Raw genomic sequence first — 19,279 nt, 5'->3', positions numbered from 1 at the left:
GGGTGGTCGCGATCGTGCTCACCGGGGGCGTGCTGTCCCTGGGCTCGATCGTCGGCTTCGTCACCCTGTCGGGGATCAGCCTGCGCAACAGCGTGATGATGATCGCCCATTACGAGCAGATGGTGCAGGCGGGCCGCCCCTGGGACCGGGCCACCGCCGTGGAGGGCGCCGCCGACCGGATGGTGCCGATCCTGATGACCTCCCTGGTCACCGGCCTCGGCCTGCTGCCGCTGGCGCTGGGGGCGGGCGAGCCCGGCCGGGAGATCGAGGGCCCGATGGCGCTGGTGATCCTGGGCGGCCTGGTCACCGCGACGCTGCTCACCCTGGCGATCCTGCCCGAGCTCGCCCTGCGCTTCGCCCGGTTCCGGGCTCCGGGGCCGGGGAGGGGGCTGGACGCGGAGTCCCGGGCCGCCTGAGGCGGGCCCGAGCCTGCGGCGTCGGACCGGTCCGCGGCGGTGCAGCAATCCGGGCGCCGACGCGTTCCCGCTCAGGCGCGGCAGGCGCAGGATCGGCAGGCCCAGGATCGGCAGGGACGATGACACAGATGAAACCGCGCGTGGCCCTCGGGCTCCAGGGTGGCGGCTCCTACGGGGCCTACGGCTGGGGCGTGATCGACCGGCTGCTGGAGGAGCATATCGAGATCGTCGCGGTCAGCGGCGCCAGCGCCGGCGCGCTGAACGGCGCGGCCCTGGTGGCGGGCCTGGCCACCGGCGGCGACGAGGGCGGCCGGGAGGCCCTGGAGCGGCTGTGGCGGGCGACCGCCGAGCGCTCGCCCCTGCGCGGCTTCGAAGGGTTCGGCACCACGTTCGAGCCGTACGTGGCCCCCTTCCTGGACCCGTTCGTCGCCCGGTCCCTGGCGCTGTTCCGCGAGGCCTCGGCCTACGTCTCGCCATTCCTGCCGACGTTGCGCGACATGCACCTGTTCCAGGCGGTGGTGCGGGCCAGCATCGACCTCGACACCGTGGCCCGGCAGGAGCGGGTGCCGCTCTACGTCTCGGCCACCGACATCCTGACCGGCGCGGCGCAGCTGTTCACCGGCCCCGAGGTCACCCTGAAGGCCCTGATGGCGTCCTCGTGCCTGCCGGAACTGTTCGCCCCGGTGGAGATCGACGGCCGGCGCTACTGGGACGGGGGCTACGCCGCCAACCCCGCCCTGGAGCCGCTGGTCTTCAACGGCCACGGCGCCACCGACCTGATCGTCCTGCAGCTGACGCCGTTCGTGACCGACGCGATCGGCCTGCTGCCCTCCGAGATCGCCGGGCGGGTCAGCGACATCAGCTTCAACGCCTGCCTGATGCGCGACCTGAAGGCGCTGACCGAATTGCAGCGCTACGCCCGGGAGACGGACACCCGGGACGCCCGGATGCGGGCGGTGGCCGACATCAACATCCACCTGCTCCAGGCGCCCTGCGAGCTGGCCGGGGGCGAGATCAGCAAGCTCGACACCCGCTGGTCGACGATCGGCGCCCTGCGCGACCTCGGCCGTGCCACCGCCGAGCGCTGGCTGGCCGAGAGCGGCCACGCGATCGGCGCCGATTCGAGCCTGCAGACCCTGGAGGCCGCGATCGCGCCCTGAGGCCGGGGAGGGGACTCCACGGCCCTGGCGGGTGGGGGCCCCTCCTCCCGGGCCGGCCGCGCCCCGCCCCCATGCGCGGGCGGGGCTGGACAAAACCGGGCGGACGCCGCGATCTGTCCCGGCGGGGTGCGGCGGGATCAGAGCGGACGACAGTGACCGGGATCAGGAACGCGGCGGCCGCGAGGCTTTCGGAGCGGCTCCACGGGTTTCGCAGCCTGGGCGGCAATTGCGAGTTCGGCTTCGTGCAGCGCTACGGCGGGGTCGAGCCGTCGGGCCTGCTGCGCTTCGCCTACACGCCGATGGAGGACCTGATCCGCGGCCTGCGCTGCGGATTTGCGGATTTCGGCGCGCCGGGGGACCTGCGCATCGCGATCAGCGACGGCGGCACCTACTACTGCCGCAGTGTGGCCTACAACATCTGGTCGAACACCGGCCATCCCGCCGGCTCGATCGACCCGGACGTGCTGGTGGAGCGCGAATACGGCCGGCTCGCCCACCTGAAGCGCAAGATGCTGGACGAGCTCGCCGACGGATCGAGGATCCTGGTCCGCAAGGTCGACCGCGACGCCCCGGATTCCGACTTCGCGCGCTTGGCCGAGGCGGTCTGGGCCCACGGCCCCTCGACGCTGCTGCGCGTCGTCGAGGCCGGGCCGGACTGGCGCCCGGAGCCGGCCCGGCGGGTCGCCGACCGGGTGATCGAAGGGGGGGTGCGCCGCTTCGCCCCCACCGCGCAGGCCTGGGAGATCGATCTCGAACCCTGGCTCCACCTGATCGACAGCGCCTACGCCCTGGAGCACGGCGCGCCGCCGACCGCGTTCGGGGCGGGCGCCTTCGGGGCGGCCATGACCTTGCCGGGCGGCCTGCGCCGGCATGCCGGGCGGCACGCCGCGACGGCGCTCAGCGCCTACACCCGGGCGGTCGACCCCTCCGGCCTCGGCACCGACCGGGCCTACGTGTTCTCGACCTGGGTGTGGATCCCGGAGGCGTTCGCCGGCGAACGGGTCTTCGCGGTCGCCGGCCATGGGCGCCTGGGCTGGCGCGACGCCGACCTGTCGCGGCGGGACTGCTGGCAGCGGGTCTGGGCGGGCGGGCGGATGCGCCCGGGCGTCGCGCGCGAGCCCGTGGGGCTCGGCATGATCGGCACGCGGCAGGACCGGTTCTGGTCGTTCGGCGCGCGCTTCCACGAGGGGCCGATCCCGGAGGAGGCGGCCGCACCCACGTTCCGGATGCCGCCGGCCCGGTTCCCGGGTCGGACGCTCTTCGGCTGGCTGCGGTCCCGGCTGCCGTGACGCCGCGCGGTTTATCTTTTGACGATCCGTCTCAGTCGATCCGCTTCCCGGCCGGATCACCGCTCGACCGTGCCGGACGTCCGGACATTGGATCCGGCGAAGACCTGTCTTCGCCGATTGATGATTAAAATCCACATTCGTTAATACAAGACAACAGTATTTACATTGGAGACGGCCGATACTCTTCCGCGCAGATTGACTTCCCCCGCCCGCGCCCGCCTATCCTGATTCCATCACGTCGAGCCGCCGGCCGTGCCGTGGGAGGGCCTATGCAGAGAGTTGCGCGCGCGCGTTCGACGGAAAACTCCGGACGTTCCGGGCCCGCCCGGAATCCGGCGGGCGGGCGCCTGCGGGTTCCACGGTCGTGCGGCGCGGACGCGCCGGCCCGCCCGGCCCCGCCGCGGACCCGTGGCGCCTCGTGAGCGAGCCCAGGACCAGCAGCGGCAGCGCGAACGTCGGTAGCAGCGTCAGCATCGTGACGCAGACGACGGTCAAGCCGGAGAGCGCCGACGCCTTCGCGCAATGGCAGGGCGACACCAGCGCGGTGATCGCCCGGTTTCCCGGCTTCATCGAGCAGCGGCTGATGCCGCCGCGCCCGCCGCTTCAGGTCGACTGGGTGATCCTGCAGCGGTTCGCCAGCCTGGATCACGCCCGGGCCTGGCTGGTCTCGCCCGAGCGGCAATCCCGCATCTCCGGCGCCGCCGCGATGCTGGTGGGGCGCGACGACGTCCACATCGTCACCGACGACGCCAGCGCCGCCCGGACCGCCCCGGTCTCGGCCGTGATCAGCACGCGCGTGAAGCCCGGGATGGAGGCGCAGTACCTCCGATGGGAGCAGAAGGTCGCGGCCGCCCAGTCCAGGGCGACCGGCCTGCAGGGCTACCGCTTCGAGCCCGCGGTGCCGGGGGTGCAGGAGGATTACGTCGCGATCCTGCGCTTCGACAGCGACGCCAACCTGCAGGCCTGGCTCGGGTCCCCCGAGCGCCAGGCGCTGATCGAGGAAGCCGCGCCGCTGACCGCGGAATTCCACACCCGCATGGTCCATAGCGGCTTCGAGCAATGGTTCCGCGACGTCGCGCCGGAGGGCGCCCCCGCGCCCGCGGCGTGGAAGATGAACATGATCGTCGTGCTGACGCTCTATCCCACGGTCTTCCTGTGGGGCCTGCTGGTCGGCACGCCGCTGCTCACCCGGACCCTCGGCCTCGACTTCCCGGTGGCGCTGTTCATCGGGAACGTCTTCAGCGTGCTCCTGACGTCGCGCCTGGTGCCGTGGACCGCCCAGCACCTCCGCTGGTGGCTGGCACCGGCCCCGGAGAAACGCCGGCGCGCGAACCGTCTCGGCGCCGGATTGCTGGTCGCCGCCTACGCGGTCATGATCCTGGTGTTCTGGAAGCTGGTGTGACGGCCCCTCCGGCGCGGCGAGCACTGCGGTTTTTCTTGACCCTGCGTCTCACGCGTCCGGGCGGACCCGATCTCCGCCGCCCGGCCCCGGCCTACGGAGTCAAGTCTTCCCCGGATCGGACACAGTATCGCACCGAATAGGACCGCGACGCCGCGTGAATGCGCGACCGGTTTCCGCGCGACACACATGCCCGGCGCGGCGGCCGATCCGTGTTGACGCGGATCTGGCATCCATGCTTCCTGTTTTCATCTGACGATTATCGTCGGATCATTCGGCCCGATGGAGATTCGCGACGATCGAGACATGTCCTTCGCCGCCGGAATTGATGGACGCCGCGTCATGACGGTCGACGACATCGGATCAACCGATGCGTGCCGCGCCGTCATCCGCCGCTGTATTCGGAATGTCGCCCTGGCATGATAGCGACGGCACGGACCATTCAGCGGTTGTTTAGATTATATGATTGCGTGTTTGGTTTATTCATTGACCGGTAAGGTGTGATTATTACACCCGACACGGATCGATACGACCGAAAACCTTGAGGAGTGAGACGATGGCTGACAAGCACGAAGAGTTCATGGCCCGCGCGATCGCGCTCTCGGAGAAGACCTCGCTGGTCGACAGCGCCGGCGGCGTGTTCGGCTGCGTGATCGTGCAGGACGGCGAGATCATCGCGGAAGGCGCCAACCGCGTCGTCGCGGAGAACGATCCGACCTGGCACGCCGAGGTCGAGGCGATCCGCAAGGCCTGCACGACGCAGAAGAGCTTCAAGCTCCGCAACGCCACGCTCTACACGAGCGCCGAGCCCTGCCCGATGTGCCTGGCGGCCGCCTACTGGGCCGGCGTCAAGAACATCTACTACGCCGCCCAGGTCGAGGACGCGCTCACGTATGGCGGCTTCGACGACAGCATGATCTACGCCGAGTTCAAGAAGGACGTCGGCGACCGCGCGATCCCGGCCAAGCAGATCATGCGGGCCGAGGCCGTCGAGGTCTGGAAGAAGTACGCCGAGAAGGAAGACCGGGTGCCGTACTGAGCCTGCGACAGGGCTGGGGGGCGTGATCGTGCCCGACCGAAACCATTCCTCGCGCCGGGTGCGGTCATGACCCTCGACAACCTGAGACGATCCTGCCGCGGTTCCGTGATCGCGGCGGGGGATCCGCAGTTCCGGGAGGCGGCCCACGCGAACCTCTGGAACCGGCTGATCCCGGACCGCGCCCCGGATGTCGTGGTGCGGGCGGCCGACGAGGACGACGTCGTCGCGGCCGTGACCTTCGCCCGGGCGAACGGGCTGAAGGTGGTCGTCCGCGGCGGCGGCCACAATTGGTGCCAGCCGACCCTGCGGTCCGGCGGCCTGCTGATCGACCTCCAGGATCTCACGGGCTTCGTCTCGATCGACGCCGCGCAGCGCAGGGCGGTGATCCGGCCGATCGTCAGCAACCGCGACATCCAGCGGGCGCTCAACCCGCTGGGGCTCGCCTTCCCCACCGGCCATTGCCCGCAGGTCAAGGCGAGCGGCTACTTCCTGGGCGGCGGCATGGCCTGGAACCCCACGGTCTGGGGGCTGGGCGCCGAGAACCTGGAGGCCATCGAGCTGGTCACCGCGCAGGGCGCGCTAATCCGCGCCAGCCAGACCGAGAACCCGGATTTCTTCTGGGCCGCCCGCGGCGCCGGCCCGGGCTTCTTCGGCGTCGTCACGCGGTACCACCTCAAGCTTCACGCGCTGCCGCGCGCGATCCACGGCAGCACCCATTACTACCGTCTGGCGGAGGCCCCCGCGGTCGGCCGCTGGCTCGGCGCGATCGCCCGGGAGGTGTCGCCCAGCGTCGAGCTCAGCCAGTTCCTCGTCCAGGCGCCGCCGGCGCTGCGCGCGGCGGCCGCCGACGACGACGGCTGGCTGTGCATGGTGACCGGGACGGCGTTCGAGGACACGCCGGAGGCGGCCGGGCGCGCCCTGGAGCCCCTGGACCGCGCGCCGGTGGCGCCGCTCGCAACGGAGCGCGCCGTGCCGCTCACCTTTGAGCAGCTGTTCGACATGTCCGGCGCGCTGTGGCCGGACGGGCTCCGGTCCCGGGTCGAGGCGACGTATTCGAATCACAGCCCCGGGGACCTGATCGAGGCCGTCCTGCCGCTGCTGCCGTCGGCGCCGTCGACCACGAGCGTGTTCCTGCTCACGATCTTCTGCGGCCCCGATGTCCCGGCCGCGCAGAAGGACATGGCCTGCTCCATGTCCTCGGCGGTGTATGGCGGCCCGTGGACGATGTGGCACGAGGCGGCCGACGACCGGACCAACACGGACTGGCACCGGGCCATGGTCGGGGCGCTGAGGCCGTTCACGGTGGGCTGCTACCTGGGCGAGAGCAACACGATCGAGAATCCGGATAGCGTCGCGCGCGCCTTCACGCCCGAGAAATGGCAGCGGCTCTGCGCCCTGCGCAGCCGGCACGACCCGGAGCGGGTCTTCTTCGACTATTATGACGGGTTCGACGCGGCGCCCGCCGGCTGACGGGCCGCGCTCCCGGACCGCCATGCGCGGGGCGGGGCAGGGGGCCAGGCACCGGGCGAAGCCGGGCAGGGGCGTGAGAGACCGGCGAGCAGCGCCCGCCGCGCCCCGTGAGGCCGTCCCGCCTCGCCCGCCCCGGCCAGATCGTGCCGGGCACCGGAACCGACGATCCGCGACGGGCGCCCGCCCGGTCCCGATCGGTCGCCCCTCGATCCGAGGCGCCTCATCCTGAGACGCCCGCGCCAGTGCGCCTCGAACCAGCCTTCCGGCGCACCTCCCGACGAGGCCGGGGGCGGGATAGGCCCCGCGACCGTCACCTCCGACCCGAAAGCCGGCCTCCATCCTTCGGGACGATGCTCGAACCCGAGCGGGTCCCGGCCCCGGTCGGAGCGATGACGCGCCCGCGGGGAGGGGCCTCCGGCCGGAATGCGGACCGCCCTCGCCCGGACAGGGCGTTCCGCACGGATGCGGCCGCGGGACCTTCCGCACGACGACGCACGCACCGGGCCGCTTCATCCAGGCGGCGGCTTCGCCGCGGCGGCGATGCCACCGAAGCGGCGCAGGGCCTGCGGGCTCAGAGGCCCGGCGGGGCCGAATGGAGCCCAAGCACGTCAGCTCGAGGACGCGCGTCCCGGGACGGCCGAGGCCAAGCCGCAAGGCAAAGCTGCAAGGCCGGCAGCCGGCACGATCCAGGGGCCGCCGCCGTGATGGTGAGGCCCAGCCTCGGACTGGATCGTACCCACCCGGAACGCCTCCTGCTACCCCCATCCAGAGTTCGCATAAGATATATTATGGAACCAATAGCCTCGGCACGGTCGGGTGAGGGGGCCTGGCATGCCAGATGGCCGGGCCAGCGGCCGGCTGGTCCAAGCCCGGATCGCCGGCCCCGTCCTTCCGCGGAGCCGACGGGTGGCGCAGCGGACCGGGAGCGCGGCTCCGCGCCGCGACCACCGGGCGAGGGCGGTCCGGGGACCCTGCATGAGGCGCCCTCCCCGCGGCGTCACGCGGCGCGCCCGGCGAGGCGGCTCTGGTCGGCGAAGATCCGGCCGTCCTGGGCGCGGCACTCGATCTGGTCCGACAGCCGGCCCGGCCGGATCCGGATCGCCGCCGGCCGGGCCAGGGAATCGGCCCGCTCCAGGAAGCCGGCGGCATCCATCGGCGCGTCGCGGCCGCCGCCGAGCCCGCGCCACCACAGCACCGCCTTCTCCCGCTCGTAGCCGCTGCGCCCCCGTCCCGCCAGCCGAGCACGAGGTCGAGCCCGTCCGGGGCGGCCTCCAGGCTCAGGTCCGTCACCGGATGCCAGGGCGCCTCCGCCTTCGCCTCCGGGGCAGGGCCGGCGGGCTCGGCGGCCGGCACGATCTCGGCCGACAGGATCGGCAATGCGTCCTCGGCCGCGGCGTCGTGCAGGGCGGCCGGGTCGGCCTCGTCCTCCGGCTCGGTCCAGCAGGCCTCGCACGTGGAGGCGTTCAGGGCGATCAGGGCGCCGCAGCCGGGGCAGGGTTTTGCACGCAGCCCCCCTGCCCCGCCGAGCACCTGAGCGGCACTCTGCGCCGTGACGGCGTCCACCGGCCCGTGCATCCGCACCAGGCCGGCATAGTCGAGGATCAGCGCGTCGGCCTTGCCGGGGGCGCAGCGCAGCGCCCGGCCGACCTGCTGCACGTAGAGGCCGGTGCTGCGGGTCGGGCGCAGCAGCGCCACGAGGTCGACCTCCGGGGCGTTGAAGCCGGTGCCGAGCACGCCCACCGAGGTCAGGCAGCGGATTTTTCCAGCCCGGAACGCCGACACGATCCGGTCGCGCTCCCGGCGGGGCGTTTCGCCCGAGACGGTCTCGCAGGAATACCCCTCGGCCCGCACCGCGTCGCGCACGGCGTCGGCATGGGCGAGGCCGGCGCAGAAGGCGAGCCAGGCCCGGCGCCGGCCGCCGTATTCCGCCAGCTCCGCCACGGCGGCCCGGGTGATCCAGTCGCGGTTGACCGCCGCCTCCAGCTCCCCCGGGATGTAGTCGCCCCCGCGCCGGCCGACCCCGGAGACGTCGAGCTGGGTGAGGGTCGCCTTGGAGACGAGGGGCGCCAGGAAGCCCCGGCGGATCAGGTCGCCGGTATCGGCCTCGTAGGCGATCCCGGAAAACAGGCGGCCCGCGCCGGCGTCGAGGCGGCCGGAATCGAGCCGGTAGGGGGTCGCGGTGAAGCCCGCCACCCGCATCCCGGGGGCGAGCGCCCGCAGGCCGGCCAGGAACCGGCCGTAGCGGGTGTGGGCGGCCCGCGGGATCAGGTGCGCCTCGTCCACGATCACGAGGTCGCGCGGGCCCACCGCGTCGAGCCGGTCGGCCACGGACTGGATGCCGCAGACCAGGACCTGCGCGCCGGCCTCCCGGCGCCCGAGCCCGGCGGAGAAGATGCCGGCCGGCGCCTCCGGCCAGTAGCGGGTCAACTCCGAAAAGTTCTGGGCGACGAGTTCGCGGCTGTGGGTGACGATCGCCACCCGGGCGAGGGGGTTTTGTGTCACCGCCTCCCGGGCGAGGGCGGCGATGACCAGGGCCTTGCCGGCCCCGGTGGGCAGCACGACCAGATGGCCGGGCGCCGCCGCGTCGCCCCCTCCCCGCCCCCAGGCGGCCGCGAGCGCGTCGAGGCTGGCGCGCTGGTAGTCCCGCAAGCGCAGCATGGCGGCGGTCTAGCCGGGTCGGGCCGTCCTGTCCGTGGCGGCGGGGTCACGGCGGGGGCCGGCGTTCTCGCGGGGCGCGCTGCTGGCCCGAGTCCTCCCATCCTCCCCTTATCCTGAGGCGGCGAAGCGAAGCGGAGACCTCGAAGGATGAGGGACGAGATCGGGATATTCGCGCGCGCAGCGCAGCTCGCCGGGGTCGGGGGCGCAGCCTCTCCCGCTCAGAGCCGGCGCAACAAATAAATATCCATGATCCAGCCGTGCCGCGCCCGGGCCTCCGCGCGGACCCGCCGGATCTCGGCGCCGACGGTGCCGAGGCGGCCGGAGACCAGGATCTCGTCCGGGCTGCCGAGGTAGGCCCCCCAGTAGATCGTCAGCGCCGGGTCGAGGCCGGCGAAGCTCGGATCGCCGTCGAGCATCACCACGACGCTCTCAGCATCCTCGGGCCAGCCCGCGGCGAGGCGCCGCCCGGTGGTGATCAGCACCGGGCCGCCGATGGCGTTGAGCGGCACGCCGTGGCGGGCGGCCAGGACCTGAACGCTCGAGAGGCCGGGGATCACGGCGTAGCGCAGGGCGAGGCGCCCGCGCGACGCGATGCGGTCGAGGATCCGCAGGGTGCTGTCGTAGAGGGCCGGGTCACCCCAGACCAGGATCGCCCCGACCTGCCCGGATTCGAGCTCCGCCGCGAAGGCCGCCTCCAGCCGCTCGGCCCGGGCCGCGTGCCAGGCCTCGACGGTGGCGCCGTAATCGGCCGGGCGGCGCTCCCGGGGCGGATCCTCGACGGTGACGACCCGGTGGGGCTTTTGGATATGGGCGGCGCAGATCCGCTTGCGGATGTCCACGAGGTCGGCGGTCTCGGCGCGCTTGTCGAGCACGAACACCGCGTCGACATCGGCCAGCGCCCGCACCGCCTGGAGGGTCAGGTGCTCGGGATCGCCCGTGCCGATGCCGATGACCCGGATCTGACGGTCCTGCATGCGAAATCCCGGTTTCAAAAGGTCCCCGACCTTTTGCGGGTGCAGGGCGGCGCCCTGCTCGTCGTCATCGGGGCTCCGCCCTGATTACCCGCCAAAGGGCTCATGCCCTTTGGAAACCCATTTTGCCAGGATCGCCCGGGCGATGGTCAGGTCCTGGAGGGCGATGCCGGAGGAATCGAACACCGTGATCGCCTCGGGGTCGGTCCGGGCCCCCTGCCCGCTCCCCAGCACGGCGCCGATCGCCCGCAGCTCCGCCGCCGCGGGGGCGTGCTGGAACTCGCCGATGGTGCGCGACTGCTCGGGCAGGTCGCAGTAGAGGGCCGCCCGCTCGAGCAGGGCCGGGGGCAGCTCCTGCTTGCCCTTGGCATCCGCCCCCATGGCGGCGACATGGGTGCCGGGGCGGACCCAATCGGCCTCGAACAGCGGCGCCCGGGCGGGCGTGGCCGTCACGATCACGTCGGCGGCCCGGCAGGCCTCCTGCGGGTCGGCCGCCCGCACCTCGACCGCGGCCCCCTGCCCCCGCAGGCGCTCGGCAAACCCCGCGACCTTATCGTGATCCCGCGCCACCACCAGCACGGTCCGGATCGGCAGGATCCGGGCGAGCGCCGCGCATTCGAATTCCGCCTGGTTGCCGGCCCCGAACACGGCGAGCACCGCCGAATCCGGCCGGGCCAGGACGCTGGCCGCCACCGCGTCGGCGGCGGCGGTGCGGTAGGCGTTGACGCGGCCCGCCTCGATCACCGTGTCGACCCGGCCGACATCCTGGTCGAACAGCAGGATCACCGAATTGTGCCGCGGCAGGCCCCGGTCCGGGTTGCCCGGCCAGAACGAGCCGACCTTCAGGCCGGCATAGGCGGCCGTCGATCCCGACTTGATCGAGAACCGGTTGGCCGGCTCCGAGCCGTGCCCGAGCACCGCCGGGAACAGGGTGGTGCCCGGTGCGACCGCGGCGATCAGCGCCTCCCGGGCCGCCGCGAACGCCAGGGCGTGATCGACCAGGGCGGCGGATTCCTCTTCCGAGATGAAGCGCATGAGCGGCAAGCCTTTCCTGTGATTCGGCCTCTCCCATCCGCGCCCTCATCCTGAGGTGCCGGGCGATCGACGATCGCCCGGCCTCGAAGGAGCCCTCCAGCGGCCGCGCGACCTCTGGAGCCCTCCTTCGAGGGCCGCTGGCGCGGCCACCTCAGGATGAGGGGGATGGGTGGGAGCCGCCCCCTACCCTACAACGTCATGCCGCGGGCGGTGACCGGCCAGACCGCCTCGACCCGGCCGTCCCGCACCCCGACATACCAGTCGTAGACGTTGACGGTCGGGTCGCAATGGCCCGGGATCAGCTTCAGGCGGTCGTTGAGCTTGAGCACGTTGCCGGGATCGCTGATCACCCCGTGCTCGTCCGAACACTTGACGTATTCCACGTCGCTCCGGCCGAACACCAGGGGCAGGCCGCTGTCGATGCTCTGGGCCTTCAGGCCGGCGTCGCAGATCGCGACATCGGCCTTGGCCTTGCTCATGATCGACGTGACGATGAACAGGCTGTTCTCGAAGTCGCCGATCGGCTGGCCGCTCGCGTCCTTCACCCGCTGGTAGTCGGCGTCCATGAACACGTAGGAGCCGCATTGCAGCTCGTTGTAGACGCCGCTGCCGCCCTCCAGGGCGAAGCTGCCGGTGCCGGCGCCCGCGACGATGTCGCAGGCGAGCCCCTCGGCCTTCAGCAGGTCGACGGTGCGCTTCGTGTCGTCGATCGCCGTCTGGATCAGGGCCTTGCGCTCGGCGTAGTCGCGCACGTGCTGCGCCCGGCCCTGATAGGCCTGCAGCCCGGCGAATTTCAGCCCCGGCGCCGCCGCGATCTTTTTCGCGATCGCCACCGCGGGCTCGCCGGGGGCGACGCCGCAGCGGCCGGCGCCGACATCGATCTCCACCAGGGCCTCGAGGGTGACGCCGTATTTCACGGCGGCCGCCGACAGGTCATCGACGTTGCCGGGGTCGTCGACGCAGACCAGCACCCGCGCCCGCTTGGCCAGGGCCGCCAGGCGCTCGATCTTCTGGGGCGCGACCACCTGGTTCGACACCAGCACGTCGCGGATGCCGGCGCTCACCAGGGCCTCGGCCTCGCTGACCTTCTGGCAGCAGACCCCGCAGGCGCCGCCCCGCTCGATCTGCACGGTCGCGATGTCGGAGGACTTGTGCGTCTTGGCATGGGCGCGGTGGCGCAGGCCGTTCTCCTTCATGAAGCGGCCGAGCGTGTCGACGTTGCGCTCGAACGCGTCGAGATCGACCATCAGGCAGGGGGTGTCGACCTCCTCCACCGGCATGCCGACGCGGGCGGGAATGTTGTTGCGCATGGGGTGTCTCCTCCTGGTCGGGCGTTTTTTCGTTTCGCGGTCGTGTCAGCGGGTCACGGGGCGAGACCCAAAAGCTCGGCGATGCGCGGCGTCGCCTTGATGCCGGTGCCGGTGAGCACCGCCACGACGGTCTCGTCGGGCCCGATCGCGCCGCTGGCGGTCAGGTCGGTCAGCGCCGCCGCGGCCATCGCGCAGGTCGGCTCGACGTAGAGGCCGGAGCGGGCGAGCTCCATCAGCGCCGCCTCGATCGCCGGCTCCGAGACCGCCACGGTGCCGCCCCCGGACCGGCGGAGCGCCGCCAGCACCGCCCGGCCGCGCACCGGCTGGGCGATGGAGGCGCCCTCGGCCAGCGTCGGGCCCGGGGTGACCGGCAGAAAGTCCTCGGCCTGCGCCTGGAAGCCGGCATGCAGGGGCGCGCACCGGGCCGGCTGCACCGCGTAGAGGCGGGGCAGCCGGGCGATCGCGCCCCGGCGCAGCAGCTCCGAGAAGCCGATGTCGCAGCCGAGCACGTTGCTGCCCGCCCCGCACGGGATGATCACGGCGTCGGGGGCGGTGAATCCGAGGTCCTCCCACAGCTCGTAGGCGAGCGTCTTGGTGCCCTGGAGGAAATGCGCCTGCCAGTTGTGGCTGGCGTAGAAGATCGTGTCGGCCTGCCGGATGGCCGCGTCCGCGGTGTCCTGGCGGGTGCCGGGGATCAGCTCGACCTCGGCGCCGGCGGCGCGCATCTGCACGGTCTTGGCCGGCGAGGTCGAAGCCGGGACCAGGATCTTGGCCCGCATCCCGGCCGCGGCCGCGTAGGTCGCCACCGCGGCGCCGCCGTTGCCGGACGAATCCTCCAGCACCGCGTCGATGCCCTGCTGGCGCAGGATCGACAGCATCACGGAGGCGCCGCGATCCTTGAAGCTGCCCGAGGGGGCGAACCATTCGAGCTTGAAATGGGCGTGGCGCCCCCGCCAGGGCCGGCGCACCAGCGGCGTGCAGCCCTCCCCCAGCGAGACCGGATCCGTGACCGCCACCGGCAGCGCCGCCGCGTAGCGCCAGAGCGAGCGCTGCCCGGTGTCGATCTGCCCCCGGTCGATCCCGGGCAGCGGCGAGATCATCAGCGGCCCGCCCGAATCGCCCCGCCAGCGCGGGATCTCGATCGGGTGGGAGGCGCCGGTGGCGGGGTCGACATAGGCAGGGGGCATATCGGGAGCAGGCATGCGCATCACGGCTCGGGGATCCGGGGCGGCTCGAGTAGTGTATACATAATTATCTTAGGAAGCGCGCCGTCCGTTCCGCCGAAACGGCGGGCGCGTTTCGCCCAGGTCCACCTCGGCCAAAAGCTCGGCGCTGGCGCCCGCGAGAGTCCAGCCGCCATGCCCCGTCCTGGACGGCGACCGGGATCGCTTGTCCTACCGCGAGGCCTCTGGCTAGAGCGCTCGCCGCCGAAGTGGATACCGGTTCGGCGCAAGCGAGCGCGTGGAATCAAAGACTTAGAGCCGTTCCCGATTGCAACGCGATCGGGAACGGCTCTAGATGATCGCATGGATCCCGTCAGCGTCCTCGATGCCAGGAATCGGCTCGGTGCCCTCCTCGACCAAGTCGAGCGCGGGCACGAGGTGGTCATCACGCGCCGCGGCAAGGCCGTGGCCCGCCTCATTCCAGCCGAGTTGCCAGCCGAGTTGCCGGCAGAGCCGCCAGCTGCCGAGTCGCCGGATCCTCCGCGGGCGGCCGTCGCGGCGCTCCGCGCCCTGCGAGCCGGCATCGCCGCGCGGGGCGTGCGGTTCGACGCGGCGGAGATGAGGGCGCTGCGCGACGAAGGCCGGCGGTGAGCGCCTGCGTTCTCGACTGCTCCGCCGCCCTGTGCTGGATCCTGCCGGACGAGGGCGACGCAGCCACGGACGCCCTGCTCGACCGGGTGGCGCAAGCCGGCGCCACGGTTCCGGCCCTGTGGCCGTTCGAGGTCGCCAACGTCATGCTCATGGCCGAGCGGCGCCAGCGCATCACGGCGGCCGAACGCCGGCAGGCCCTGACCATCCTGGGCGACCTGCCGGTCCGGATCGACCCGCCCTCGCCGGAGCGGGCTTGGACGGAGACCCTCGTGCTCGCCCAGGCGCACCGGCTGACGGCCTACGACGCGAGCTATCTCGAACTGGCGATCCGTCATGGGCTGCCCCTGGCGACACGGGACGCGGCTCTGCGGGCCGCCGCGTCTTCCTGCGGCGTCCCGCTGTCGATCTGAAGGCGTCCCGGCCCACATCGCTCGGGACGATGCCCTGGCGCATCGTGCCGGATATCGGAACCGGCATGATGCGCCAGGTCTTTGAATGTGCATCACCTTTTCCGAAATCCGGCAACCACTTTTCGGGGCGATGCCCTAGGCCGCCAGATCCAGGCCCGCGGCCTCCGGGGCATGCTCGGCGGCCACCGCCTCGGCGACGAGTTCGGCGGTGGCGCCCGAGAGGGTCCAGCCGAGATGGCCGTGGCCGGTGTTGTAGAACACGCCGGGCCGGCGGCCGCGCCCGACCTTGGGCAGCATGTTCGGCAGCATCGGCCGCAGGCCGCTCCAGGCCACCACCCGGTCGGTGTCGACAAGCGGGAACTGCTCCCGGGTCCAGTCGATCAGCGGCTGCACCCGGTCGTGCCGGATGTCGCGGTTGAACCCGTTGAACTCGGCGGTGCCGGCGACCCGCAGGCGCGCGTCGCCGAGCCGGCTGGTGACGATCTTGGCCGCCTCGTCGAGGATGCTGACCTCCGGGGCCGCAGCCTGCGCCTCCGGGGTCAGCAAATTCACGGTGATCGAGTAGCCCTTCACCGGGTAGACGTTGACCCGGTCCCCGAGCATCGCGGCGAAGCGCCGGCTGGCGCAGCCCGCGCAGATCACCACCGCGTCGGCGGTCAGGGCCTGCGGGGCGGCGGCCGGGCGGTCGGCCAGATGATCGGTTCTGCGCCAGCCGATGGCGTAGCCCCCCGCCCCGGCCGCGATCGTCTCGACGCTGGCGTCGTGGACGAAGCGGACGCCCCTGCGGGCGCAGGCGGCGGCGAGGCCCCGGGTGAAGGTGTGGATGTCGCCGGTGGCGTCCGAGGGCGTGAAGAAGCCGCCCGCGTAGGCGCCGGCCAGCGTCGGCTCGATCGCCCGGATCTCCTCCGGGGTCACGGCGTAGCGCTCGAGCCCGCCCTCCCGCAGCAGGGCGTTGACGGCGTGCGCCTTCTCGAAGCTCGCCCGGTCCCGGTAGAAGTGCAGGATGCCGCGGGTCTTCAGGTCGAAGTTGATGCCCTCGGCCTCGGCCATGGCGAACAGGGCGGTGCGGGCCTTGAGGGCCAGCCGCACGGTCTCAACGGTGTTCTGCCGGTAATGGGCGATCTCGCGCATGAACTCCGCCATCCAGGACAGCTTGTGCCAGGACGGGGCCGGGTTCATCAGCAGCGGCGCGTCGCGGCGCAGCATCCACTGGACGCCGTGGAGCACGGTGGAGAGCTTGTTCCAGACCTCGGCGTTGCAGGCCGAGAGCTGGCCGCCGTTGGCGAAGGAGGTCTCCATGGCGGCGTAGCGCTGCCGGTCGAGGACGGTGACGCTGTAGCCGCGCCGGGCGAGCGCGTAGGCGGTGGTCACGCCGGTGATGCCGGCGCCGATGACGGCGATGTGGGTCATGATGGGGACTCCGGGACGTGCGGACGCGGTGAGGCCCTCCCCCTGCGGGTCGGCCGGTTTTCGCGCCCCATCTGTCCCGGTGCCTGAGAGCTTGATCCGGCCGGCCCTGGCGAGGCTGGCGCGGACGTCCCCTTCGGCGGGTACCCACGGACCCGAAAGGATCCGCTGCACCGCTCTCCAGATCGCCCTGACGACACGGTTCCGGTGCCTGAGAGTTTCCGGGGCGGTTGCTCCGTCGGCGCCGGGTCCCCCTCTGGTGGGCGGATCCCGGTCTCTCCCGCATCGTCGCGATGGGCTGAGGATGCGATACCCCGATTCGCCCGCCCGGGTGAAGGCCGGGAACACCGCGCCGGCCGACAGCGCGGCCGCCCTGTCACCCGGCGGGAGCGAACCCGGCGGAGCGAACCCGGCGCTCGCCGGTTGACCGCTCGAACCTGTGGAGACGCCCGATGCTGACCAGGACCGCGATCTACGAGGGCACGGTGCGCGACGGCCAGGACGACGCGTTCTTCCGCCGGGTCCGGGACGAGCTGGAGCCGTTCTGGCGGCGCTTCCCGGGGGTGACCGCGGTGCGGGTGCAGCGCCTGGTCTCCAAGGATGCCGACGCCCGGCCGATCGCCATGATCCTGGAGATGGATTTTTTGGATCAGGCGGCGCTCGACGCCTGCCTGGCCTCGTCGATCCGGCCGGAATCCCACGCCGCCACCGAGGCGGTGATGCAGATGTTCGACGGGCGGTTCTACCACCTCGTGAGCGAGGCCCGCAGCCTGGACGTGGCGGGATAGGGCGCGCGACGGCCGGGTCCGGGGCGCCCCCGCGGCAGCGCCCCGGTCGCGGGCCGCTCAGCCCGGATCGCGCGTGAAGGCGTCGAAGGCCCGGGCGCTGTAGACCAGCGCCGCGCCGGCATTCAGCGCGACGGCGACGCCCAGCGCCTCGACCATCTCCTCCTTCGTCGCGCCGGCCTTCCGGGCGGCGTCGGTGTGGAAGGCGATGCAGCCGTCGCACCGGGTCGTCACCGCCACCGCGAGGGCGATGAGCTCCCGGGTCTTGGCGTCGAGCTGCGGCACCTTCGGCTGGGCCGAGGCCAGCTTATCGTGGGCGTGCAGCAGGTCCGGGCTGATCTGGCCGATCTGACCCAGCGTGGCCATCAGCTCGCCCCGGTAGCCGTTCCAATTCTCCATCCCGGTGTTCCTCCGAACGCGGCTCTCTCGGGAGCCGTTGCCGCGGCGGCGCCTGCTGCACCGCCTACCAACTAGTAGGTACAGATGAAGCTTCGGGATGGCAATCCGCGTCCCCGCCCTCGGCAAACCGGGCGGCGCGGCCCCGATCGGGAACCCCAGCGTGCCTTTTCCTCACGCGACGCGCGCGCTTTTCAGGGATTGTCCGGCCCGGATCCCGGGGCTACCCCCGGCGCGACGGTGAGCGCGGTCGCCGGAGGCACGCGCCCGGCCGGACCGGACCCGGCGGCGATCGGAACAGGACAGGCGCCATGACCGACCAAGCCATCGACCGGGCCACCATCCGGTCCGGCCAGTGCCATTGCGGCACGGTGCGCTTCCGGGCGACCCTCGGCGACGGCTTCGATTCGATCCGCCGCTGCACCTGCTCCTACTGCCGGATGCGCGGTGCCGTCGTCGCGATGGCGGAGGCCGGCGGGGTCGAGATCCTGGCGGGCGCGGAGACGCTGACCCGCTACCGCTTCCACACCGGGACGGCGGAGCACTTCTTCTGTTCCCGCTGCGGGATCTACACCCACCACCAGCGGCGCTCGAACCAAGACCTCTACGCCGTGAACGTGGCCTGCCTCGACGGGGTCAGCCCGTTCGACTTCCCCGCGGTGCCGGTCATGGACGGGGTCAACCACACCAGCGACACCGGCCAGCCGACCCGCCGGGCCGGCACGCTGCGGTTCATCCCGGCGGCGTAAGAGGCTCCGGCGCGGCCGGCAGCCCGGCCGCGAGGGCGTCGATCGCCAGCCGGAGGCGGGCGGTCATCAGGCTGTCGGTCGGCCAGACCAGGTGGATCGGCAGGCCGGCCGGCGCGTGCTCCGCCAGGACCGGCCGCAGACGCCCCTCCTCCAAATGCCCCTCCTCCAATGCCCCTCCTCCAGGAGCGGCCGCGCCAGCCACAGCGGCAGCTGCGCGAGGCCGAGCCCGGCCCGGGCCGCCAGCAGCGCCGCCTCGACATGGCCGACCCGGAGCCGGGCGCGATCCGGAACCTGCACGCGCCGGCCCTCGGCCTGGAAGCGCCAGGGCTCGACGTGGCGGTCGCGCAGGATCCCGATGCCGTCATGCGCCGCCAGGGCGTCGAGGTCCTCCGGAGGCCCCCGCCCCCGCCGGCACGCTCCGGGGCATCCCGCGCACGCCCCGGAAGGCCGGCTCGCGGCCACCGCTGAGCCGGAACGGCTCGAGACGAGAACTAGACTTGCAATCGACCGACGAAATTGAATGTAAACCATGCTTTCAGGCACAACGACCGGCAAATAGAGATTAAAACATACATCAGCGTCTTCTTCCCGGGGTTTATCCATGAGGAGGGACCCTTATCGAAGACGGGCGGCACGATGGCGCGATGGATCCCCGGGGCGGCGGTGTTCGGCCTGCTGTGCCTGATGATTATCCCGGCCCCCGGGATCTGGGGCGTCCTGATCGGCGCCGTCTGCGTGCTGGCGATCATCGGCAGCCTGTCCCTGCTCCTCCTGGACCGGCTCGCCACCGGGATCCTCGTCTGGCAGGCGCACCGGCAGTCCAAGCGCCGGGACCGGGTGCGGGGGCGGGTGGTGCATGCCGGCTCCGGGATGTCCCGGAAGGTCTGACGGGGCTGGATTCCGGCGGGCAGCGATGCGAGGTCTGCGTGGCATGACCAGATGCGTCGCCACGAACCGGGACGGTCCGATGA

The 19,279-nt window shown here is 72.2% G+C and carries 20 protein-coding genes, 1 pseudogene and 2 riboswitches; of the genes and pseudogenes, 13 read left to right on the top strand and 8 right to left on the bottom strand.

All coding sequences use genetic code 11. The features are described 5' to 3' along the window. The 7 genes from FV233_RS22105 to FV233_RS22080 form a co-directional block, all read left to right on the top strand. Positions 1–416, top strand: a 416-nt coding sequence (locus FV233_RS22105; protein WP_147898783.1) for an efflux RND transporter permease subunit, incomplete at its 5' end; no start/stop codon positions are given. A 119-nt stretch (positions 417–535) separates the two neighbouring features. Further along, positions 536–1,576, top strand: coding sequence for a patatin-like phospholipase family protein (locus tag FV233_RS22100; protein ID WP_147898782.1), 1,041 nt, complete (start codon positions 536–538; stop codon positions 1,574–1,576). 152 nt (positions 1,577–1,728) lie between these two features. Continuing rightward, the gene (locus tag FV233_RS22095) at positions 1,729–2,865 is read left to right on the top strand and encodes a hypothetical protein (RefSeq protein ID WP_147898781.1); all 1,137 of its coding nucleotides are present in this window, start codon (positions 1,729–1,731) and stop codon (positions 2,863–2,865) included. Positions 2,866–3,283: 418 nt separating this feature from the next. Then, positions 3,284–4,267, top strand: coding sequence for an antibiotic biosynthesis monooxygenase (locus FV233_RS22090; RefSeq protein WP_147857104.1), 984 nt, complete (start codon positions 3,284–3,286; stop codon positions 4,265–4,267). Positions 4,268–4,546: 279 nt separating this feature from the next. Continuing rightward, positions 4,547–4,687 carry a hypothetical protein gene (locus FV233_RS30570; protein ID WP_187278197.1) on the top strand — a complete coding sequence of 47 codons (141 nt, stop codon included), beginning with the start codon at positions 4,547–4,549 and terminating at the stop codon, positions 4,685–4,687. 133 nt (positions 4,688–4,820) lie between these two features. After that, complete coding sequence (locus FV233_RS22085; RefSeq protein WP_147857103.1) at positions 4,821–5,303, top strand: nucleoside deaminase; 483 nt, start codon at positions 4,821–4,823, stop codon at positions 5,301–5,303. A 66-nt stretch (positions 5,304–5,369) separates the two neighbouring features. Then, on the top strand, positions 5,370–6,773 hold the full coding sequence (locus FV233_RS22080; protein ID WP_147898780.1) for an FAD-binding oxidoreductase: 1,404 nt from the start codon (positions 5,370–5,372) through the stop codon (positions 6,771–6,773). A 997-nt stretch (positions 6,774–7,770) separates the two neighbouring features. On the opposite strand, the pseudogene FV233_RS22075 reads toward FV233_RS22080, so the two are convergent. The 5 genes and pseudogenes from FV233_RS22075 to FV233_RS22055 all read right to left on the bottom strand — a co-directional run bounded on the left by FV233_RS22075 (position 7,771) and on the right by FV233_RS22055 (position 13,934). Then, positions 7,771–9,431: pseudogene (locus FV233_RS22075) on the bottom strand (DEAD/DEAH box helicase). Positions 9,432–9,649: 218 nt separating this feature from the next. Next, positions 9,650–10,405, bottom strand: a complete 756-nt coding sequence (gene cobF / locus FV233_RS22070; protein ID WP_147898779.1) for a precorrin-6A synthase (deacetylating) — start codon at positions 10,403–10,405, stop codon at positions 9,650–9,652. A gap of 84 nt (positions 10,406–10,489) precedes the next feature. Then, positions 10,490–11,437 (bottom strand): ornithine cyclodeaminase family protein, encoded by a 948-nt coding sequence (locus tag FV233_RS22065; RefSeq protein WP_147898785.1) that lies wholly within the window; start codon positions 11,435–11,437, stop codon positions 10,490–10,492. Between the two features lie 188 nt (positions 11,438–11,625). After that, positions 11,626–12,747 (bottom strand): DSD1 family PLP-dependent enzyme, encoded by a 1,122-nt coding sequence (locus tag FV233_RS22060; protein WP_147898778.1) that lies wholly within the window; start codon positions 12,745–12,747, stop codon positions 11,626–11,628. Between the two features lie 53 nt (positions 12,748–12,800). Further along, entirely contained in the window at positions 12,801–13,934 is a 1,134-nt protein-coding gene (locus FV233_RS22055; protein WP_147898784.1) for a pyridoxal-phosphate dependent enzyme, read from the bottom strand. A gap of 339 nt (positions 13,935–14,273) precedes the next feature. Between FV233_RS22055 and FV233_RS22050 the strand changes: the two genes are divergently transcribed. Both FV233_RS22050 and FV233_RS22045 read left to right on the top strand, forming a co-directional pair. Continuing rightward, positions 14,274–14,561: a type II toxin-antitoxin system Phd/YefM family antitoxin gene (locus FV233_RS22050; RefSeq protein ID WP_147898777.1), complete on the top strand. Its 288-nt coding sequence runs from the start codon at positions 14,274–14,276 to the stop codon at positions 14,559–14,561. Further along, positions 14,558–14,971, top strand: a complete 414-nt coding sequence (locus tag FV233_RS22045; protein WP_147856652.1) for a type II toxin-antitoxin system VapC family toxin — start codon at positions 14,558–14,560, stop codon at positions 14,969–14,971. The genes FV233_RS22050 and FV233_RS22045 overlap by 4 nt, the downstream gene beginning before the upstream one ends. Positions 14,972–15,106: 135 nt before the next feature. Here the strand turns inward: FV233_RS22045 and FV233_RS22040 are convergent, their stop codons facing one another. Next, complete coding sequence (locus tag FV233_RS22040) at positions 15,107–16,381, bottom strand: D-amino acid dehydrogenase (RefSeq protein ID WP_147898776.1); 1,275 nt, start codon at positions 16,379–16,381, stop codon at positions 15,107–15,109. 69 nt (positions 16,382–16,450) lie between these two features. Continuing rightward, positions 16,451–16,564: riboswitch (glycine riboswitch) on the bottom strand. 3 nt (positions 16,565–16,567) lie between these two features. Next, positions 16,568–16,671, bottom strand: a riboswitch (glycine riboswitch). A gap of 159 nt (positions 16,672–16,830) precedes the next feature. On the opposite strand from FV233_RS22040, the gene FV233_RS22035 reads away from it, so the two are divergent. Continuing rightward, the gene (locus FV233_RS22035; protein ID WP_147856654.1) at positions 16,831–17,166 is read left to right on the top strand and encodes a hypothetical protein; all 336 of its coding nucleotides are present in this window, start codon (positions 16,831–16,833) and stop codon (positions 17,164–17,166) included. Between the two features lie 57 nt (positions 17,167–17,223). On the opposite strand, the gene FV233_RS22030 is transcribed toward FV233_RS22035, so the two are convergent. Continuing rightward, positions 17,224–17,562 (bottom strand): carboxymuconolactone decarboxylase family protein, encoded by a 339-nt coding sequence (locus FV233_RS22030; RefSeq protein WP_147856655.1) that lies wholly within the window; start codon positions 17,560–17,562, stop codon positions 17,224–17,226. Positions 17,563–17,870: 308 nt separating this feature from the next. On the opposite strand from FV233_RS22030, the gene FV233_RS22025 reads away from it, so the two are divergent. Next, positions 17,871–18,308, top strand: a complete 438-nt coding sequence (locus tag FV233_RS22025; protein WP_147856656.1) for a GFA family protein — start codon at positions 17,871–17,873, stop codon at positions 18,306–18,308. Here FV233_RS22025 and FV233_RS31295 read toward each other — a convergent pair. After that, the gene (locus FV233_RS31295; protein WP_238262328.1) at positions 18,292–18,462 is read right to left on the bottom strand and encodes a hypothetical protein; all 171 of its coding nucleotides are present in this window, start codon (positions 18,460–18,462) and stop codon (positions 18,292–18,294) included. The genes FV233_RS22025 and FV233_RS31295 overlap by 17 nt on opposite strands. 14 nt (positions 18,463–18,476) lie before the next feature. On the opposite strand from FV233_RS31295, the gene FV233_RS31290 reads away from it, so the two are divergent. Further along, positions 18,477–18,776: a hypothetical protein gene (locus tag FV233_RS31290; protein WP_238262326.1), complete on the top strand. Its 300-nt coding sequence runs from the start codon at positions 18,477–18,479 to the stop codon at positions 18,774–18,776. A gap of 168 nt (positions 18,777–18,944) precedes the next feature. Further along, a complete protein-coding gene (locus FV233_RS22015; protein ID WP_147856945.1) occupies positions 18,945–19,196 on the top strand; it encodes a hypothetical protein in 252 nt (83 codons plus the stop codon). The last annotated feature ends 83 nt before the right edge of the window (positions 19,197–19,279 follow it).

Source organism: Methylobacterium sp. WL7, from assembly GCF_008040085.1.
In the GTDB taxonomy this organism is placed as follows: Bacteria; Pseudomonadota; Alphaproteobacteria; order Rhizobiales; family Beijerinckiaceae; genus Methylobacterium; species Methylobacterium mesophilicum.
Note: the sequence above shows the minus strand (reverse complement) of the source record. Positions and strands in the feature narration are given on the sequence as shown.

What these genes read in the sequence shown, in the direction of transcription:
- FV233_RS22085 (WP_147857103.1), top strand. Translation starts at nt 4,821, where the DNA reads ATGGCTGACAAGCACGAAGAGTTCATGGCCCGCGCGATCGCGCTCTCG.
- FV233_RS22030 (WP_147856655.1), bottom strand. Translation starts at nt 17,562, where the DNA reads ATGGAGAATTGGAACGGCTACCGGGGCGAGCTGATGGCCACGCTGGGT.
- FV233_RS22065 (WP_147898785.1), bottom strand. Translation starts at nt 11,437, where the DNA reads ATGCGCTTCATCTCGGAAGAGGAATCCGCCGCCCTGGTCGATCACGCC.
- FV233_RS22025 (WP_147856656.1), top strand. Translation starts at nt 17,871, where the DNA reads ATGACCGACCAAGCCATCGACCGGGCCACCATCCGGTCCGGCCAGTGC.
- FV233_RS22080 (WP_147898780.1), top strand. Translation starts at nt 5,370, where the DNA reads ATGACCCTCGACAACCTGAGACGATCCTGCCGCGGTTCCGTGATCGCG.
- FV233_RS30570 (WP_187278197.1), top strand. Translation starts at nt 4,547, where the DNA reads ATGGAGATTCGCGACGATCGAGACATGTCCTTCGCCGCCGGAATTGAT.
- FV233_RS31290 (WP_238262326.1), top strand. Translation starts at nt 18,477, where the DNA reads ATGCCCCTCCTCCAGGAGCGGCCGCGCCAGCCACAGCGGCAGCTGCGC.
- cobF (WP_147898779.1), bottom strand. Translation starts at nt 10,405, where the DNA reads ATGCAGGACCGTCAGATCCGGGTCATCGGCATCGGCACGGGCGATCCC.
- FV233_RS22015 (WP_147856945.1), top strand. Translation starts at nt 18,945, where the DNA reads ATGGCGCGATGGATCCCCGGGGCGGCGGTGTTCGGCCTGCTGTGCCTG.
- FV233_RS22050 (WP_147898777.1), top strand. Translation starts at nt 14,274, where the DNA reads ATGGATCCCGTCAGCGTCCTCGATGCCAGGAATCGGCTCGGTGCCCTC.
- FV233_RS22060 (WP_147898778.1), bottom strand. Translation starts at nt 12,747, where the DNA reads ATGCGCAACAACATTCCCGCCCGCGTCGGCATGCCGGTGGAGGAGGTC.
- FV233_RS22035 (WP_147856654.1), top strand. Translation starts at nt 16,831, where the DNA reads ATGCTGACCAGGACCGCGATCTACGAGGGCACGGTGCGCGACGGCCAG.
- FV233_RS22100 (WP_147898782.1), top strand. Translation starts at nt 536, where the DNA reads ATGACACAGATGAAACCGCGCGTGGCCCTCGGGCTCCAGGGTGGCGGC.
- FV233_RS22055 (WP_147898784.1), bottom strand. Translation starts at nt 13,934, where the DNA reads ATGCCCCCTGCCTATGTCGACCCCGCCACCGGCGCCTCCCACCCGATC.
- FV233_RS22040 (WP_147898776.1), bottom strand. Translation starts at nt 16,381, where the DNA reads ATGACCCACATCGCCGTCATCGGCGCCGGCATCACCGGCGTGACCACC.